Origin of the sequence: Paenibacillus sp. RS8 (assembly GCF_041956825.1) — a bacterium.
Taxonomy (GTDB): Bacteria; Bacillota; Bacilli; order Paenibacillales; family Paenibacillaceae; genus Paenibacillus_AQ.
Genome location: NZ_CP168131.1, coordinates 3,307,201 through 3,323,568, shown reverse-complemented (window position 1 = coordinate 3,323,568; position 16,368 = coordinate 3,307,201). Strand labels below are relative to the sequence as shown.

At 44.8% G+C, this 16,368-nt stretch carries 14 protein-coding genes and 1 pseudogene; 8 read left to right on the top strand and 7 right to left on the bottom strand.

Features of this window, described 5'->3' with window-relative positions; translation table 11 throughout:
* Position 1 precedes the first annotated feature (1 nt).
* Together ACDZ28_RS16260 and ACDZ28_RS16255 are read left to right on the top strand one after the other, a co-directional pair.
* A complete protein-coding gene (locus ACDZ28_RS16260) occupies positions 2–1,009 on the top strand; it encodes an iron ABC transporter permease (protein ID WP_076119367.1) in 1,008 nt (335 codons plus the stop codon).
* The gene (locus ACDZ28_RS16255; protein WP_339289807.1) at positions 1,006–2,013 is read left to right on the top strand and encodes an iron ABC transporter permease; all 1,008 of its coding nucleotides are present in this window, start codon (positions 1,006–1,008) and stop codon (positions 2,011–2,013) included. The genes ACDZ28_RS16260 and ACDZ28_RS16255 overlap by 4 nt, the downstream gene beginning before the upstream one ends.
* Before the next feature lie 246 nt (positions 2,014–2,259).
* On the opposite strand, the gene ACDZ28_RS16250 is transcribed toward ACDZ28_RS16255, so the two are convergent.
* Positions 2,260–2,958, bottom strand: a complete 699-nt coding sequence (locus ACDZ28_RS16250) for an SDR family oxidoreductase (protein ID WP_076119363.1) — start codon at positions 2,956–2,958, stop codon at positions 2,260–2,262.
* Positions 2,955–3,425: a VOC family protein gene (locus tag ACDZ28_RS16245; protein ID WP_375105204.1), complete on the bottom strand. Its 471-nt coding sequence runs from the start codon at positions 3,423–3,425 to the stop codon at positions 2,955–2,957. Before ACDZ28_RS16245 ends, ACDZ28_RS16250 begins: the two co-directional genes overlap by 4 nt.
* Before the next feature lie 175 nt (positions 3,426–3,600).
* On the opposite strand from ACDZ28_RS16245, the gene ACDZ28_RS16240 reads away from it, so the two are divergent.
* Genes ACDZ28_RS16240 through ACDZ28_RS16230 form a run of 3 tightly spaced genes read left to right on the top strand, consistent with a single transcriptional unit; the run spans position 3,601 to position 6,625 of the window.
* Positions 3,601–4,482: a carbohydrate ABC transporter permease gene (locus ACDZ28_RS16240; protein WP_375105203.1), complete on the top strand. Its 882-nt coding sequence runs from the start codon at positions 3,601–3,603 to the stop codon at positions 4,480–4,482.
* Positions 4,482–5,321, top strand: coding sequence for a carbohydrate ABC transporter permease (locus tag ACDZ28_RS16235; RefSeq protein WP_042125319.1), 840 nt, complete (start codon positions 4,482–4,484; stop codon positions 5,319–5,321). Before ACDZ28_RS16240 ends, ACDZ28_RS16235 begins: the two co-directional genes overlap by 1 nt.
* A gap of 38 nt (positions 5,322–5,359) precedes the next feature.
* Positions 5,360–6,625 carry an ABC transporter substrate-binding protein gene (locus ACDZ28_RS16230; RefSeq protein WP_375105202.1) on the top strand — a complete coding sequence of 422 codons (1,266 nt, stop codon included), beginning with the start codon at positions 5,360–5,362 and terminating at the stop codon, positions 6,623–6,625.
* Positions 6,626–6,696: 71 nt separating this feature from the next.
* Here the strand turns inward: ACDZ28_RS16230 and ACDZ28_RS16225 are convergent, their stop codons facing one another.
* Entirely contained in the window at positions 6,697–7,278 is a 582-nt protein-coding gene (locus ACDZ28_RS16225; protein WP_339289804.1) for a TetR/AcrR family transcriptional regulator C-terminal domain-containing protein, read from the bottom strand.
* Between the two features lie 204 nt (positions 7,279–7,482).
* On the opposite strand from ACDZ28_RS16225, the pseudogene ACDZ28_RS16220 reads away from it, so the two are divergent.
* The 3 genes and pseudogenes from ACDZ28_RS16220 to ACDZ28_RS16210 form a co-directional block, all read left to right on the top strand.
* A pseudogene (locus tag ACDZ28_RS16220) lies at positions 7,483–7,989 on the top strand (MFS transporter); the annotation flags it as partial.
* Positions 7,990–8,025: 36 nt separating this feature from the next.
* A complete protein-coding gene (locus ACDZ28_RS16215) occupies positions 8,026–8,256 on the top strand; it encodes a hypothetical protein (protein WP_339289803.1) in 231 nt (76 codons plus the stop codon).
* 413 nt (positions 8,257–8,669) lie between these two features.
* The gene (locus ACDZ28_RS16210; RefSeq protein ID WP_375105201.1) at positions 8,670–11,324 is read left to right on the top strand and encodes a cation-translocating P-type ATPase; all 2,655 of its coding nucleotides are present in this window, start codon (positions 8,670–8,672) and stop codon (positions 11,322–11,324) included.
* Between the two features lie 74 nt (positions 11,325–11,398).
* Here ACDZ28_RS16210 and ACDZ28_RS16205 read toward each other — a convergent pair whose 3' ends face one another.
* The 4 genes from ACDZ28_RS16205 to ACDZ28_RS16190 form a co-directional block, all read right to left on the bottom strand.
* Positions 11,399–12,235 (bottom strand): carbohydrate ABC transporter permease, encoded by an 837-nt coding sequence (locus ACDZ28_RS16205; protein ID WP_375105200.1) that lies wholly within the window; start codon positions 12,233–12,235, stop codon positions 11,399–11,401.
* A complete protein-coding gene (locus tag ACDZ28_RS16200; protein WP_375105199.1) occupies positions 12,232–13,113 on the bottom strand; it encodes a carbohydrate ABC transporter permease in 882 nt (293 codons plus the stop codon). The genes ACDZ28_RS16205 and ACDZ28_RS16200 overlap by 4 nt, the downstream gene beginning before the upstream one ends.
* 87 nt (positions 13,114–13,200) lie before the next feature.
* Positions 13,201–14,493 (bottom strand): ABC transporter substrate-binding protein, encoded by a 1,293-nt coding sequence (locus tag ACDZ28_RS16195; protein WP_375105198.1) that lies wholly within the window; start codon positions 14,491–14,493, stop codon positions 13,201–13,203.
* Positions 14,494–14,789: 296 nt separating this feature from the next.
* On the bottom strand, positions 14,790–16,367 hold the full coding sequence (locus tag ACDZ28_RS16190) for a response regulator (RefSeq protein WP_375105197.1): 1,578 nt from the start codon (positions 16,365–16,367) through the stop codon (positions 14,790–14,792).
* Position 16,368: the final 1 nt, after the last annotated feature.

Here is a 16,368-nt window from a genome sequence, read left to right as displayed (position 1 = left end):
CATGACTACGAAGCAAACTTCCATTCCATTTTTATATAAGCTGCTTGGTAGCGTGCTGGTAATGGTGATATGCCTCGTGATTGCTATGCTATTCGGGGCTAAAGAAACCACTTTCAATGACCTATGGCTTGCCATCACCTCAAATTCAAAAGCAGACAATGTCCTTATTCTGCGTGAAATCCGGCTGCCTCGCGAACTGGCCGCCATGCTAATCGGTGCCGCCTTTGCCGTATCCGGTGCTATCATGCAGGGGGTTACACGCAATCCGTTAGCCGACCCAGGCCTGCTCGGTCTGACCTCCGGCGCGAATATGGCGCTGGCTCTTACGTTTGTATTTCTGCCGGGACTGAATTATTTTGGTACCATGATTGCTTGTTTCTTTGGCGCTGCCCTAGGAGCCGTGCTAGTGCTTGTTCTCGGTTCTGTGCGCCAAGGTGGCTTCTCTCCGATTCGAATCGTACTCGCCGGTGCAGCGGTATCTGCCTTCCTGTATGCTATCTCAAGTGGCATAAGCATTGCCTTCAAAATATCCAAGGATGTATCCATGTGGACAGCGGGTGGATTGATCGGTACAACCTGGGGCCAGCTTCAGGCTATCGCACCCGTTATTCTCATCGGCATTGTGGTGGCATTAATATTTTCAAACCAGTTAACCATTCTTAGCTTAAGTGACGAGGTAGCCATCGGATTAGGACAAAATCTCGCTATGGTTAAAGGGATTCTATTTACTCTTATTATTCTGCTAACCGGAGCATCGGTCGCTCTAATTGGCGACATGGCTTTTGTAGGGCTGATGATTCCGCATATTGTCCGTAAGATTGTCGGTACCGATTACCGGTATATTTTGCCGATTTCGATCTTTACGGGTGCATCTTTCATGCTTCTCGCGGATACAATTGGACGGACAATTCATGCACCTTATGAGACGCCAGTGGTCGCCGTCGTAGCTATGCTTGGGCTACCTTTCTTCTTGTTTGTTGTTCGGAAAGGAGGTAAAACACTCTCATGATTTCCTCTGCACCCGTACGAAAGCAACGGATTATCCTATATGTATGCACCGGATTGATTCTGCTAACAGCAATCGTCAGCATGGGAATCGGATACTCCTCCCTATCTTTTGACAGACTGCTTCCGGTTCTGTTCGGGCATGGAACCTTTAAAGAGGACTTTGTATTATTCTCTGTAAGATTGCCGAGGATTCTGATTACACTGCTGGCAGGCATGGCCTTGGCGTTATCCGGTTCCATTCTGCAAAGCGTTACACGAAACGATCTAGCCGACCCCGGTATTATTGGTATCAACTCTGGCGCGGGTGTGGCTGTCGCTGTTTTCTTTCTTTTTTTCCCGGTTAGCGCTGGATCGTTCATTTATGCGCTGCCGCTGGTTGCTTTTATAGGGGCATTACTTACGGCAGCGTTAATCTATCTATTTTCATATAGTCGGACTAAGGGGCTTGATCCTGTTCGGTTGGTGCTAGTTGGGGTAGGGTTCTCCCTAGCGTTGTCTGGTGTTATGATCGTGATCATTTCGTCCGCGGATCGTGCCAAGGTAGATTTTATTGCAAAATGGATTGCAGGGAATATATGGGGTACAGATTGGCCGTTCATCTGGGCTTTACTGCCTTGGTTGATCCTGCTAGTTCCCTTTACCCTGTACAAATCACAGCGACTCAACCTGCTCAGTCTTAGTGAAATATCCGCCATTGGTGTCGGCCTGAATCTGGAACGTGAACGTATCGTCCTGATTCTCACGGCTGTCGCAGCTTCCGCCTCAGCAGTATCCGTCACAGGCGGGATCGCCTTTATCGGGCTGATGGCTCCGCATATTGCAAAATCGCTAGTGGGCCCGCGCAATCAGATGTTTATTCCCGTCGCTGTATTGCTTGGCGGCTGGTTGCTTCTGATCGCAGACACTGTTGGCCGTAATCTCGTCGATCCTGACGGTATCCCGGCAGGGATCATGGTGTCGCTAATCGGCGTACCTTATTTCGCTTATTTATTGCTTAGGAAATAAGCAGTTCTCTTTACTTACAACTCCTATTTATATAAGTTGAACTTAAAAACATTCTAAAAAGGAAAAGTGAAGGAGGGGAAGTTTGGAACTGTAGGAGCGCTAGCGACCGCCTTTGCCACCGGATTTCCACCGCGAAGAGTGGTATCTAATCAAGAAATCTGGTGACAACAGCGGCCGAAAGTCCAAACATTCACCGCAGTCACGCACTTACCTTAATAGAATAAATTTTAATTTCAACTGATATACTCAAATCTTCATATCCTTACCCGTATAATCCACAAACATGAAATGACCTTCAGGTGTAGTCCGCTTCTCGATCAGGTTAAGGATCCCTTCGGCACTTTGATTTGGATTTGTCGGTGCCTCTGCCCCGCCCATATCTGTATGCATCCAGCCGGGATGCACGCTAAGCACTTGAATTCCGCGTTCTTTTACATAAACATGCAGCTGCTGTGAGAACATATTGAGCGCTGTTTTGGAAATGCCATATGGATAGTCGTTTGGATATGCATTAGTGATGCTGCCTGCTTCCGACGATACATTGATGATCGAGCATTCAGATTCCGTAAGTAGCGGCAGGAAATGCTTAACCACTCGCATTGGTCCATACAGATTAATATCCATTGTTGTAAGCATATCTTGGAAATCCAACGTTTCAATCGATGTATCCCGGGCACTGAGCACCGCCGCATTATTAATAATGGCACCCAGCGTCCGCCCTTGTTTTTGTAGACTAGCAGCCAGTGCTGCGATTCCCGCTTCATCCGTCACATCCAACGCTGCGACAGTTAGCTTATCTCCGTAGGTTTCAGCAAGCTGGGATAACGCTGTTTGATCCTGATCAGGACGGCGAACCCCAGCGATCACTCCATGACCACGCTTTAATGCCTCAGCCGTCAGTTCATACCCCAATCCGCGTCCGGCACCGGTAATTATAATATTCATAATGAGTCCTCTCCTTTATCCTTGTCGTTCTCTAGCAGCTCTACGATTACCTTTAACTCCTTGAACGTATCCATATAAGCATAACGCCCTCCGGTATACTCACCCTTTTGCTGGAGCGGGAAGCCTTTGCCTTCGAGCAGCATAATCTTCTCCTTCATCCCTTCAACCACAAAAGCAATATGATGAGGCCCTTCCCCATGCTCATTCAAGTAATCACGCCATGTGCTCGGCTCATGATCCGGCTCAATCAGTTCCAACTGCAAGGAACCCATATCAAAAAAAGCTAGCTTTGCCCGTGCTTGCGTCGCCACGCCATTATGACGGGTCTGCGCAATATCTTCTGTATCTGTAACGATAATTTCCGGCTTTTTCAGTCCAAAAAACTCCGCATATGCCGTACTTACCTTCTCAACATCATTCACCAAGATTCCAATCTGCGTAACAAAATTGCTAAGCAATCCTGACATCTGTTCAACCTCCTATTTGTCTGACAAGTCCACCATACCGATTCTTTGAAAGGGCTGTCAAGCCTGAGAAGAAATCATTCTGAAGCAGTGCGGATTTCTAGCCTGCTTGTTTCGGTTAATCACCAATCCGGTTATAGAATGAAAAGTTTACATTAACAAAAAGGGGTGAGGAACGATGGACCATAGAAAAAGATCACGCCTGATGCAGCAGTTTGTTTTTGTCGGGCCAACTTCCCTGTTTTTCTTTATTATTGTGCTGATTCCTTTCTTTCTGGGACTCTATTATTCATTTACCAGCTGGAACGGAATCTCGCGTCATGTGGAGTGGACCGGGCTCCGGAATTATCTACATATCTTCACTAAAGATCCTTCCTTTCTTAATTCTTTCTGGTTCACAGCGAAGTTCACTTTCTTTGGTTTAGTACTGACCAATCTGCTCGGCTTTGCACTCGCTTATGTACTGACCCGCAAGCTGTTTACGCGCAATGTTCTAAGAACGGTATTTTTTGTCCCTCATGTCATCGGCGGACTATTGCTCGGGTTCATTTGGCAGTTTATTTTTGTTAGAGGATTCTCTTCTATCGGACAAGCTACCGGTTGGTCCTTCTTCAATCTTCCATGGCTGGGCACCGGAGGGACGGCCTTCTGGGCGATTGTGATCGTATTTGTCTGGCAAAATGCAGGGTACCTGATGGTCATCTACATCTCCGCAATCAACAACGTTCCCAAAAGCCTGATTGAAGCCTCGAAGGTGGATGGCGCTGGACGATTTCAGGCTTTACGCCATGTCACCTTCCCGCTCGTTATGCCAGCTGTAACCGTCTGCCTATTCCTGTCGATCTCCTGGTCGTTTAAGCTGTTCGACCTTAACCTATCGCTGACCAAGGGCGGCCCCTTCAAAGCTACCGAATCTGTAGCGTTGAATATTTATAATGAGGCCTACACGATCAGCAGGTTCGGTATGGGCTCGGCCAAAGCAATGATTTTCTTCGTCATCGTAGCTGTGATCAGCCTGCTGCAGGTTAGAGCAACCAAGAAAAGAGAGGTGGAGCTGTAATGGAGACTACTGCCAAAAAATTCAATGTGCCTCTGCTTCTCGTCGAAGTGATTGTGATCCTGCTAGGTCTTCTATTCCTGGTGCCATTTTACTTTTTACTAGCGAACTCAGTAAAAAGCTATAGTGAGATTCTTTCAGATTCTGCTGCGCTGCCTACCGCGTTCCAGTGGAGCAACTACGCCGAAGCTTGGAAAGCTACCAATTTCCCTCGTGCCTTCCTGAACTCTTTTATCATCACGGTGGTTAGTAATATTCTGCTAGCGTTCCTCTGCTCTATGTGTGCCTATAAAATGGTCCGCAATAACAGCTTGTACAACCGCATGCTTTATATTGCATTAGTAGCCGCTATGGTTATCCCGTTTCAGTCGATCATGATTCCGCTGGTGCAGGTCGTCAGCGGAATCGGGGTTATGGATTCAACCGCTGGTTTGATCTTAGCCTATCTTGGATTTGGCGCCCCGATGACTGTGTTTCTGTTCCATGGCTTCGTCAAATCGGTACCTCTTGATATTGAAGAGGCTTCAAGGGTGGATGGCAGCAGTCCTTACGGCACTTTTTTCCGAATTGTACTTCCGCTCATGCAGCCGATTATTATCACCGTCATCATTCTAAATACCCTGTGGATCTGGAACGATTACCTGATGCCTTCACTTATTCTGCAGGACCCGGGGCTTCGCACCATTCCCATCGCCACTTATAGCTTTTTTGGACAATATACGAAGCAGTGGGATTTGGCACTTCCGGGACTCGTGCTCGGGATTACGCCCGTGGTCATCTTTTTCCTAGTCATGCAAAAATATATTATTGAAGGCATTGCCCAAGGCTCCGTAAAGGGCTAACGATACACGTTACTTTCAGCCAGAGAGGATGAATGAATATGAGAATACAACGTGGAATTCTCCTCGCATGCTCCCTGCTGCTGGCTACCCTGACAGCCGGCTGCGGACGCAGCAGCGACAATGCAAATGGAGTCAAAACCGTGCATATCTACCAGTTCAAGGTTGAAATATCCGAAGCGCTGGCTTCGCTTAAGACTGAATTCGAGAAGGAACACCCCGATATTAAACTGGAGATTCAGAGCGTGGGTGGCGGTACCGATTACGGTGCTTCCCTACGCGCCAAATTCTCTTCCGGAGATGAACCGGATATCTTCACCATCGGCGGCAACAATGAAAGAGATATGTGGCTCGAATATCTTGAGGATCTGAGCGGTGAAGCTTGGGCTAAGGATGTAAAGCCGCTTGCAGCAGAACAAATGACCATAGATGGAAAGCTCTATGGCATGCCGATGAATCTGGAAGGCTACGGCTTCATCTATAATAAGGATCTGTTTAAGAAGGCCGGCATCACAGAGAAGCCATTGACCCTAACCGCACTACGTGAAGCCTCCGAGAAGTTAAAGTCGGCAGGGATCACACCTTTTGCCAATGGGTACCAGGAATGGTTCGTGCTCGGCAATCATAATGTGAACGTAGCTTTCGCTCAGCAACCAGATCCCGAAGCGTTTATCGCCGGACTTACAGACGGCTCCAAGACCTTTGCCGGAGATCCTATTTTCTCCAAGTGGATCGATCTACTCGACCTTACTGTTGAATATGGCAACAAGAACCCGCTCTCGACCGACTATAATACCCAAGTCACTATGGTAGCGAGCGGCGAAGCCGCAATGATGCAGCAGGGCAACTGGACACAAGGACAGATCGACGGCATTGATTCCAATCTTAATCTGGGCATCCTGCCGATGCCCATTGATGACACACCCGAAGATAACGACAAGCTGTATGTAGGCGTGCCAAGCAATTGGGTGATCAATAAGAACTCCCCCGTCAAAGAGGAGGCCAAGGTCTTCCTGAATTGGCTCGTCACCTCCGAGACGGGGAAAAAATATATCACCAAGGAATTCCAGTTCATCCCTGCGCTCGACAACATTAAGGGAACCGAAGAAGATCTTGGAGCACTAGGTGCTGAGGTGCTGGCCTATACCGATAATGATCAAGCGCTGACCTGGAACTGGACCCGCCTGCCGAACGGGATGCCGCAGGAATTATCCAGCAGCATTCAAGGCTATCTCGGTGGCAAGCTGACCAAAGAAGGCATGCTGAAGGAATTCCAAGTCAACTGGGATAATCTCAGTGTGCAGTGATTTACCCGCTCTGTACACATCAAAAGCCGCGCAACGTTGCGCGGCTTTTTCTTTTGAGCGTATTCATTTGGCTAGTTAGCGCGCAGCATACTGATTTGTCTGGCTAGATATACCGGAGTATAAGGCATGTCATCTCGAAGCCAAGAAATAACCGTGCCAATTAGGGCGGCTGAACCGTACCAAACGGCAATGTCCTTCTGTATGGGCATCTTGGAATGATCAGCGGCGCCCTCCTTTTTCTCCTGATGTGCAGAAATGATTTCCGCCATCAAGTCAAACAGGCGATCTGTAAAAATCGGGCTTCGTTTCGATGTGAGTATTACTTTGTAGAATTTTGCATTTTCCGCAATATGCTTTAGCAGACTCTCTAATATCCTTAAATTCTCTTCCTCAACCGACTCGTTATGGTTGTCATCGTTGTTCACTACTTGTAGAATGTCCTCCACCATCTCATCCGCCATCTTTTCCAACATATCCGGGAGATCGCGATAATGCAGATAAAAAGTAACACGATTGATTTTAGCCCGCTCTGCAATACGGTTTACTGATATTTTCTCAATATCCATTTCCTCCAGCAATTCAATCACAGCATCTCTAAGCAATTGACGTGTACGAAGTACCCGGGGATCTGTACGTTGCGTTGTGTTATTCATCTTACTCTCTCCAATCTTTAACTAACTTATCGTAAACTACATTTTTTTAAAAATTGTTGTTTTTTTATGAGAAAACACTACAAATTTAAAATGAATGTAAACTATTTTACATTTTTTCGCAAATCGTTGCTTGATTACTTGAAAATTTCATTTATAATCTAATTCATGCATTGTAAACTATACAACACACTGTAAATTTAGTCCATGATCGACGATTTGAAAGGATGGAGTGGAGTGAGTACAAAGACAGAAGTAACAAGCAGTTCCGTAAAAAAGGGACCCATCTTATTCATCATGATATTGGGCGCCTTTCTTGCGACACTGAATCATACGGTAATGAGCGTAGCCGTTCCCGAATTTATGCATGATTTCAATATTTCGGCTGCAACCGCTCAGTGGCTAACAACAGGCTATATGCTGGTGAACGGGGTTCTAATCCCAATTACCGCTTATTTGATGCAACGGTTTACGACGCGAGAACTTTTTCAAGCTTCTATGTTTATATTTCTGGCCGGAACGATCGTCTCGGCAATCGCGACAAACTTCCCTATTCTGCTGACCGGGCGTATGATTCAGGCTGCCGGGGCCGGGATTATCATGCCACTGCTCACGAATGTCATCTTGACCCTGTTCCCTCCTGCAAAAAGAGGGGCTGCCATGGGAATGGTAGGGTTAGCTATTATTTTTGCACCTGCCATTGGACCTACTCTGAAACGCTGACCGTATCCAACGAGGCGAATCATACGGATGGTTCATACGGTTAACCATGCCGAAGGTGTATGGAAGACTATGACAAAGGCGGAAGCTTCCGCAGAATTAGCTGAGGCCAATAATTATCTTAAACAAATCACGAATAAAGTGCTGTCGTATCAGGTGCAGGTCCACCAATCCAATTCGCAATGTCGGATAATGTTGTCCCCATTTGTACACTCATTGCAGAAACATCTTTTCTTGGTATTAATCGCCTCCATTCTGTGAACGCTTACATATATACTCACATTATTTTACCTTCCGATTCTATCCACTACTATACTGATACTAAAGGCGTTACCCCATAATCATAGGAAAACACACGCAGGATCCAGGAATTCCTTATGTCTTCCCATGTAATAAGACTTCTTCATAGGTAATCCAATACTATTCATTAAAAAGATTTCACAATATAGACGATTACGAATGATCTTTTTTTAGATATGCGCATACTAAGCTCCATATTTTGAAACTTGCGCCAAGTTAAATCGTAAGTTTGAAGATAGGTCCTGAAGTCTACTGATTTGACGAACTGATATACCATACTTGTGTAGAACACGCAGTTATGTGCACTTATGCAGTAAATCGAAGCTTATGAGACCTAAACAAAGACACAGCACAGCGGAGAGGAGCTATCATTAGTGGAGTATTACCGCAAGAATGTAACAGACAGTTTACAGGAAGTGCAGAGTACAACTAACGGGCTTACGTCGGCAGAAGTCAGCAAACGACTGGAACGTGATGGTTACAATGAATTAAAAGGAAAGAAAAAAGATCCCCTCTGGAAGCTTTTTCTTGAAAATTTCAAGGACCCTATGGTGGTCGTACTGCTTATTGCGGCCATTGTCCAGATTGTTATGGGCCAAGTTATGGAGTCGCTTATCATTTTCCTCGTGTTGATTCTCAATGCAGTTATAAGTGTCATCCAAACACGTAAAGCGGAGAGTTCACTTGATGCCCTGCAGCAGATGTCGGCACCCGAGGCTAAAGTGTTACGGGATGGAGCCTTAAAAACCGTCCCTGCCAGAGAGCTTGTTCGCGGTGATATCGTATTACTGGAGGCTGGAGATTTTGTACCTGCCGACGGCCGTATCATAGAATCGGGAAGCTTGAAGATCAATGAAGGCATGCTGACCGGAGAATCCGAAGCTGTAGAGAAGCATACGGATACCATCGCGAAGGAATCTCCACTCGGGGACCGTCGTAATATGGCGTTTAGCGGTTCTTTGGTTGTATATGGCCGTGGAACGCTTGTAGTAACAGGAACTGCACTGACAACCGAAATCGGCAAAATCGCTGAACTCATTGAGAGCGCCGAAGCCAAGCAGACGCCACTACAGCGTAAGCTCGAAACCTTTAGCAAGCAGTTGGGTGTAGCGATTATCGTGCTGTCCGTTTTGATCTTTGCCATCCAAGCCGGACGTGTTTGGCTGTCGAATGATACAGTGGATACCACGGAAGCCATTCTGAATGCCCTAATGTTTGCAGTCGCTGTGGCAGTCGCCGCTATCCCTGAAGCTCTCTCCTCGATCGTAACGATTGTCTTATCCGTAGGTACGAATAAAATGGCTAAGCAACATGCGATTATTCGTAAGCTGCCTGCCGTCGAAGCACTTGGATCAACCAGTGTCATCTGTACGGACAAAACCGGCACCCTGACCCAGAATAAAATGACGGTTGTAGATTACTTTTTACCGGAAGGTGACCGTGATCAATTCAATCGAGAGCCCGAAGAATGGTCTGAGGAAGCCCGGCGCCTCCTACACATTGCCGTGCTCTGTAACGACTCTAACATTAATGAGGATGGTAAAGAACTGGGCGATCCAACTGAGGTGGCACTTATTGCCTTCAGTAACAGCATGAACAAAGATTACAAGGAAATACGCGACAATTTCCCTCGCGAAGCCGAACTTCCTTTTGACTCGGATCGCAAGCTGATGACGACCTTACACACTTTTAACGGACAAAAAGCAATGATCACCAAAGGCGGACCGGATGTACTCTTTAGTCTTTGTACGCATGTACTACTAAGTGGACAAGAAGTGCCGATGACTCCGGAAGTTCTTGATCGTTTCATTGAAGCCAATGAGGAATTCTCCAGCAGAGCACTACGTGTACTTGCCTATGCTTACAAAACTGTACCCAATACGGTCACTGAAGTCGGGCTGGAGGATGAACAAAACCTGGTACTCGTAGGTTTAACAGCTATGATTGATCCCCCTCGGGAAGCTGTCTATGGTGCGATCGAAGAATCTAAGAAGGCTGGAATTCGGACCATCATGATTACTGGTGATCATAAGACAACCGCACAAGCGATTGGACGCGATATCGGCCTGATGACCGAAAAAGAAATTGCCGTAACCGGTCAAGAGCTCGATGCCATGTCTGACGAAGAACTGGATAATAAGCTTGAGCAGATTGGTGTATACGCCCGAGTCTCCCCGGAGAACAAGATCAGAATTGTCCGTGCGTGGCAGCGAAAAGGCAAAATTACAGCCATGACCGGTGATGGCGTAAATGACGCACCTGCCTTGAAGCAAGCAGATATCGGTGTTGCTATGGGCAGTGGAACCGACGTTGCTAAAGATGCGGCTGCCATGATTTTGACCGATGATAATTTTGTATCGATTGTTAATGCTGTATCTGTGGGCAGAACGGTATTCGACAATATCAAAAAAGCGATCGCCTATTTATTTTCAGGTAACCTGGGTGCGATTATCGCCATTCTCTTTGCCCTAATTTTCGACTGGATTAATCCCTTCACGGCGATTCAGCTTCTATTTATCAACCTGGCGAATGATTCTCTCCCAGCCATTGCTCTTGGTATGGAGAAACCCGAACCTAATGTGATGAGCAGAAATCCAAGAGAACTCAAGGAAGGTATATTTGCCGGAGGAATGATGCAGGCTATTATTACCCGTGGTCTACTTATAGGTATAGCCGTAATTATATCCCTGTATATTGGACTCCAGCATTCCCCTGATATGGGCGTGGCCATGGCATTCACAACCCTGATCCTGTCTCGTACACTTCAGACCTTTGCTGCTCGCTCGAACAGTCAAACAGCTATTGAAGCTGGCTTTTTCAGCAACAAATACGTCATCGGAGCCGTTCTAGTCTGCTTTGCCTTTTATGGCATTGCGGTTCTGCCAGGAGTTAGAGAAATCTTCTCGATTCCGGCTTCGTTCGGAATGTCCGATTGGCTGGTTGCAAGCGGTCTGGCACTCTGTGCCGTTATCCTAATGGAATTGACGAAGGTTGTACGTAGAGCGTTTACGCCTAAATCAGCTTCTTGATCAACAATTGACTGAAAAGACAGAACAGCGATTCTCCAAGGATGGAGGATCGCTGTTCTTCTGTTGTTTATAACTTATCCTTTCACCGCACCAGCGACAACACCGTCGATGATGCTCTTCTGCATAATCAGGAAGAAGATAACCAAAGGCAGAGTGGCCAACACTAGCATTGGGAAAAAGGAGGTCCAATCCGTAGAAAACGGACCGACGTTTTTATATACCTCTTGCAGCAGTACCGCTTTGTTCGGATCTTGGAGGAACAGAAGCGGCGTCAGAAAGTCATTCCAGATTGCCAAGGCATCTAAAATTGCCACAGTGGAAACGATGGGTTTTAGTAATGGAAATATAATGCTCCAGAACGTACGGAAAGTTCCATATCCATCAATAGCCGCTGCTTCCTCCAGTTCTATCGGTACGGTATAAATAAAACCCCTGAACAAAAAGATGGATAATGGCAAGTTGATGCAGAAAACATCAATTAGAATGATGCCGGGAAAAGTATTCATGAGATTCATTCCCGAAATGATTTTATACAGAGGGATAATCGCAATTTGAAAAGGAATAATCAACCCGACCATAAATATCGAAAACATCCATTTAAAAATTTTCCGGTCACTTCTAGCGATTACATAAGCGGCCATAGAAGAGATTAAAATAATAATAATGACAGAACACACGGTAATTAACAGATTGTTTGATACTGCTCTCGGATAATCCATAGCGCTGTATGCCTTACTATAATTGCTAAAATTCAGTGACTTGGGAAGCCCAAGCGGGCTTGCTGTGGCTTCTGCCGGTGTCTTAAACGTAGTGATCAGCAAATAATAAATCGGAAGAAATACAACCGCTCCAGCCAACAGATACATTATATTAGTAAACGAAGATCGTAATTTTCTATTCTTGATTTTCATGAAATTCTCTCCTCCCATTTATTCAAGAAGAAGGTAACCAGTTTGGATAGGGTAAATACAATGACAAAGAATACAACAGCAAATGCCGAAGCGTACGCAGTTCGTCCTGAACTGAACCCTTCCCGAATCAATGTTGTCATGATGGTCTCCGTAGCAGAACCGGGTCCCCCTTTAGTCATAGCAAATACAACATCAAATACCTTCACTCCTCCGATCAGACTCATCAAAATATTAAATGAGGCAGCAGGATACAGCAGAGGAAGCGTAATTGTTCTAAAGGTTTGAAGCTTGCTGGCGCCGTCGATATTGGCCGCTTCATAAAGGGAAGAATCAATGCTTTTCAAATTGGCGATATAAATAACCATACTCCAACCTGTCCATTGCCATACCTGAGTCGACAGTACAGAATAAAGTGCAATTTTACCGTTTCCTAGCCAATTGACAGGATGACCTCCAAAAAACTGAATAATATTGTTTAACAATCCGTAATCTGCCGAGGTCATTATGTATTGGAACAAAAACCCTACGACCAATACACTTAACACTGCCGGAAAAAAGAAAATAGATTTGATGAGATTGGTGACAAATCCTGTTTTATTAAGCAGCGTTGCGAATAGAATCGCCAGGGTATTCTGGATGATCGTGATCACTAACGCATAATTTACAGAGTTTTTGATCGCTGTCATATTTTTGGTATCATGAAATAATTTCACATAATTATCTAGGCCAATAAAACTGAAATTGGGCTTATACACCGACCAATTCGTTACACTATACCCAAAGCTCATGAGTGTCGGCACAATAAAAAGTATTGTAAAACCAATAAAGGCAGGAAGGATCATCATAAGAAAAACCCGATCTCTATGTTTGATATTCAAGCGGTGTCTCTCCTTTCTATGTCTACCCTAGAGAAAAGGCCGGTGAGCTATATAGCAGCCGGCTTTATCCCCTGTAGCTTTCTCTTGTTATTTCAACGAATCACGCATCGTCTGATTCACTTGATCCGCATCCTCAAGCGCCTGCTTCACAGTTTTGGTCCCAGCAAGTACTTCTTGTAGCGATTTCCCGTAAGCTTCTACAATCGGATTTCCTGAATCCCATGCCGCTGTCCAAGGAGCGTATACGTTTCCTGCCTTAAAAGCCTCTTTAGCGTCCGCATAAATCTCTCCGAGATCCACATCTACTCCCTTAAGGAAAGAGCTCCCGGCATTATCTTTGATTAATGCTTGCTGCGCCTCTGGTGTTGCAGTAAGTTCCAGAATCTGAAGCGCTTCGGCTTTATGCTTCGTGTTCGCGTTAATGGCAAAAGCTGATCCAGGTCCACCCACTAACCAGCCTGGACCTTCATTAGAGCCTGGGATGGGGAACATGCCAAGTTCAAAATCCGGGCTTTTTTCCAGAATGGTGCTCACTGCCCACGGACCGCTTTCCCACATAGCCGCTTTACCTGTAGCGAACTCATCCAGTGCCTGATCATAGCTCAGTCCTAACATATCCGGCTTAAGAATGCCTTCTTTGATCATACGCGACCAGTTTTCTACATAAGGTTCCCATGTCTCCGCAAGGCTCGCTTCCCCTTTATTAAATTTCTCGTCGAAGCCCTTATTACTCGGATTTGAATAATAATCATTATTTACAAGACCAATGCTTTGCTTCATCATTGGCTCCCAAGATTGAGCTCCCATGGTTTGAGGCTTAATTCCCTTAGCCGCTAAATCCTTTTGAATTTCAATGAACTGGTCGAAGTTTTTTGGAATTTGAATCCCGTTATCGTTAAATATTTTCTTATTGTAGAAAATCCCTTCGTACCAGCTTTGTAACGGGGTCGCATAAACTTTACCTTCAACAGAATAAGGAGTCAGACCCGCGTCTGCATATTTAGATACAAAGCTTTCGCTCGTCAAATCCATCAAATAACCTGCTTTGGCAAGCAATCGGGCTTCTCCGCCCAATTCAATAATATCTGGGCCTTCACCTGCTTGCAGTTGAGTGTTTAAAACATTATTAAAATTATCGAGCGCGACAAATTGAAATTCTACTTTGATGTTGGGAAGCTTTTCTTGCAGCATCTTCAAATAGGTTGCTCTTGATGCTTCCGAGTTGTAGCCCATAATCCGGATCGAAACTTGCCCCTCTGTTTTAATTCCCTGGTCTGAGGATGCAGTCGCATTTTCTGTTTGATTGCTTTTGCTGCAGCCTGCCACCATAGCCATCGGCATTGCAAAAGCCAGCAGCAGAGGCATCCATTTCTTGTTCATTATTGTGTTTCCCCCTTTAATTTGATTGAAAGTGTTTACATGATTATGATAAAACGTTCTCTCTTCGCATAAAAGAAAGCGTATTCCGTACTTATGGCAATAAATTAAGGAGTTTGATTTTTAGTTGAGCGAATTCCGCCCCTACTTGTAAACGATTGCAAATATATTACGATTAAAGAAATAAATTATGTAATTTATTAAGATCGGCTTCCTAAATCACAAAAGCCTACCCCCATCTGCACTACCGGAGGGTAAGCCTTTTATCAATGTTTTATAGGTTTCAACAGACAGACTCTTTATGACTTAATTGCCGCACGATATTCATTCGGTGTCTGACCGGTGGATTTCTTAAATAATTTGGAAAAATAGCTTGGGTTATCATACCCGACCATATACGCGATTTCGTAGCTCTTATACGCTGTCGTTCGCAATAGTTCCTTGGATTTACTAACCCGAATATCCGTCAAATAAGCCCATAAATTTTTCCCTGTTTTTTGTTTAAATAAATAACTAAAGTAGTTTTTACTAACTGCCAGTTCAGTACATATTTCTTCCAAAGACAAATTGCGGTTGTAGTTTTCACTCAAATAGCGGATAGCTGTTTCAACCAATTGACCGTATTGAGATCTCGCTGGTTGAAGATGATTTCCCTGGAGAAGCTGAATGATCCGATTCAAAAAGCGGCTTATTTCGTTCGCAGTGGACATATCGGATATATCCTTATAACTCAAGTTGAGGATTTCATGATGCTCTTCAGATAGCTTGTTTTCTTCGACTAATTTTTCTCGTATCGCACAGAAAACCGTATAGTAGAAATCAATAAACAAGTGCAGATATTCCGGATTGGATTTGCATGATAACATCAGTACTTCTTCAACGATACATGCCGCGTCCTCCGATTCGTTATTGTTTAAGGCATCGGTCAGCTGCTTAATATAGACCAAAAAATCCGTTTGCTGTATATATTCTTCTATTATATTGTAGCCGTAACCCAGGATTGGCTCATCCCTGACGTAGGCACTGTAACGGATAAGAGAAGTAAGGTGTCGATATAGCTGTGGCAATTCATCAAACCGGGTTCCTTGCGGACTAAAGCAGACATTAATGTCTCTGTGAATTTCATTTTTAAATAAAGTGATCATTTTCAAAGCGCACTTCTGCAGATCCTCCTGCGAGCAGTTCCCACTGAGAATGGCTGTCCAGGAATAGTCGCTATAAGGGAACAGCATACATTGCCCAAACTCTTTAATCACCGAGGACATCCGTTCCATAATAAAAGGCATTTGTGCGTCCAATTGCATGCCGCCTTCAATATAATCATTAATAGATTGATCCTTTAGAATAAAGTTAAATAAGCAGTAACTTTCGAAATTGACCTCCAGCTTTCCAGCACTTTTTCCTGCGGCTAGCGGATTAGCACCCGAATTCATATAATGGTAAATCGCCAATTTATGATGCTCCATTTGCTTTTTCAGCGCATCTTTTTCAGCTGCTTTTTTATCTTCTATCTTGGCAACGATTTTTTTCAGTGTCTGCTCCAGCTCATATTCATCTACCGGCTTTAAAATATAATTGCAACAACCGAGTTCCATCGCTTTTTTAACATAATCAAAATCAGCAAAAGCACTGATTAAAATAAATTCAGCCTCCGGATTCATAAGCTTCGCTTTTTTAATAAAATCGAGTCCATTCAATCCTGGCATTCTTATATCTGTAATGATGATATTGGGATTCACACAGTAAAAAAGTTCCAAAGCTTCAATACCGTTCTCTGCTGTTCCACTGATGCTAATGCCAAGCCCATGCCAATCCAAAATACTTTCCATCATTTTAACGGACAAATTCTCATCATCTACAATAATTGCTGTCAGCATA

Excerpts from the sequence above, each read along its gene's own strand:
- ACDZ28_RS16240 (WP_375105203.1), top strand. The coding sequence starts at position 3,601 with ATGGACCATAGAAAAAGATCACGCCTGATGCAGCAGTTTGTTTTTGTC.
- ACDZ28_RS16190 (WP_375105197.1), bottom strand. The coding sequence starts at position 16,367 with ATGCTGACAGCAATTATTGTAGATGATGAGAATTTGTCCGTTAAAATG.
- ACDZ28_RS16235 (WP_042125319.1), top strand. The coding sequence starts at position 4,482 with ATGGAGACTACTGCCAAAAAATTCAATGTGCCTCTGCTTCTCGTCGAA.
- ACDZ28_RS16245 (WP_375105204.1), bottom strand. The coding sequence starts at position 3,425 with ATGTCAGGATTGCTTAGCAATTTTGTTACGCAGATTGGAATCTTGGTG.
- ACDZ28_RS16250 (WP_076119363.1), bottom strand. The coding sequence starts at position 2,958 with ATGAATATTATAATTACCGGTGCCGGACGCGGATTGGGGTATGAACTG.
- ACDZ28_RS16215 (WP_339289803.1), top strand. The coding sequence starts at position 8,026 with ATGGTTCATACGGTTAACCATGCCGAAGGTGTATGGAAGACTATGACA.
- ACDZ28_RS16255 (WP_339289807.1), top strand. The coding sequence starts at position 1,006 with ATGATTTCCTCTGCACCCGTACGAAAGCAACGGATTATCCTATATGTA.
- ACDZ28_RS16195 (WP_375105198.1), bottom strand. The coding sequence starts at position 14,493 with ATGAACAAGAAATGGATGCCTCTGCTGCTGGCTTTTGCAATGCCGATG.
- ACDZ28_RS16205 (WP_375105200.1), bottom strand. The coding sequence starts at position 12,235 with ATGAAAATCAAGAATAGAAAATTACGATCTTCGTTTACTAATATAATG.
- ACDZ28_RS16230 (WP_375105202.1), top strand. The coding sequence starts at position 5,360 with ATGAGAATACAACGTGGAATTCTCCTCGCATGCTCCCTGCTGCTGGCT.
- ACDZ28_RS16225 (WP_339289804.1), bottom strand. The coding sequence starts at position 7,278 with ATGAATAACACAACGCAACGTACAGATCCCCGGGTACTTCGTACACGT.
- ACDZ28_RS16260 (WP_076119367.1), top strand. The coding sequence starts at position 2 with ATGACTACGAAGCAAACTTCCATTCCATTTTTATATAAGCTGCTTGGT.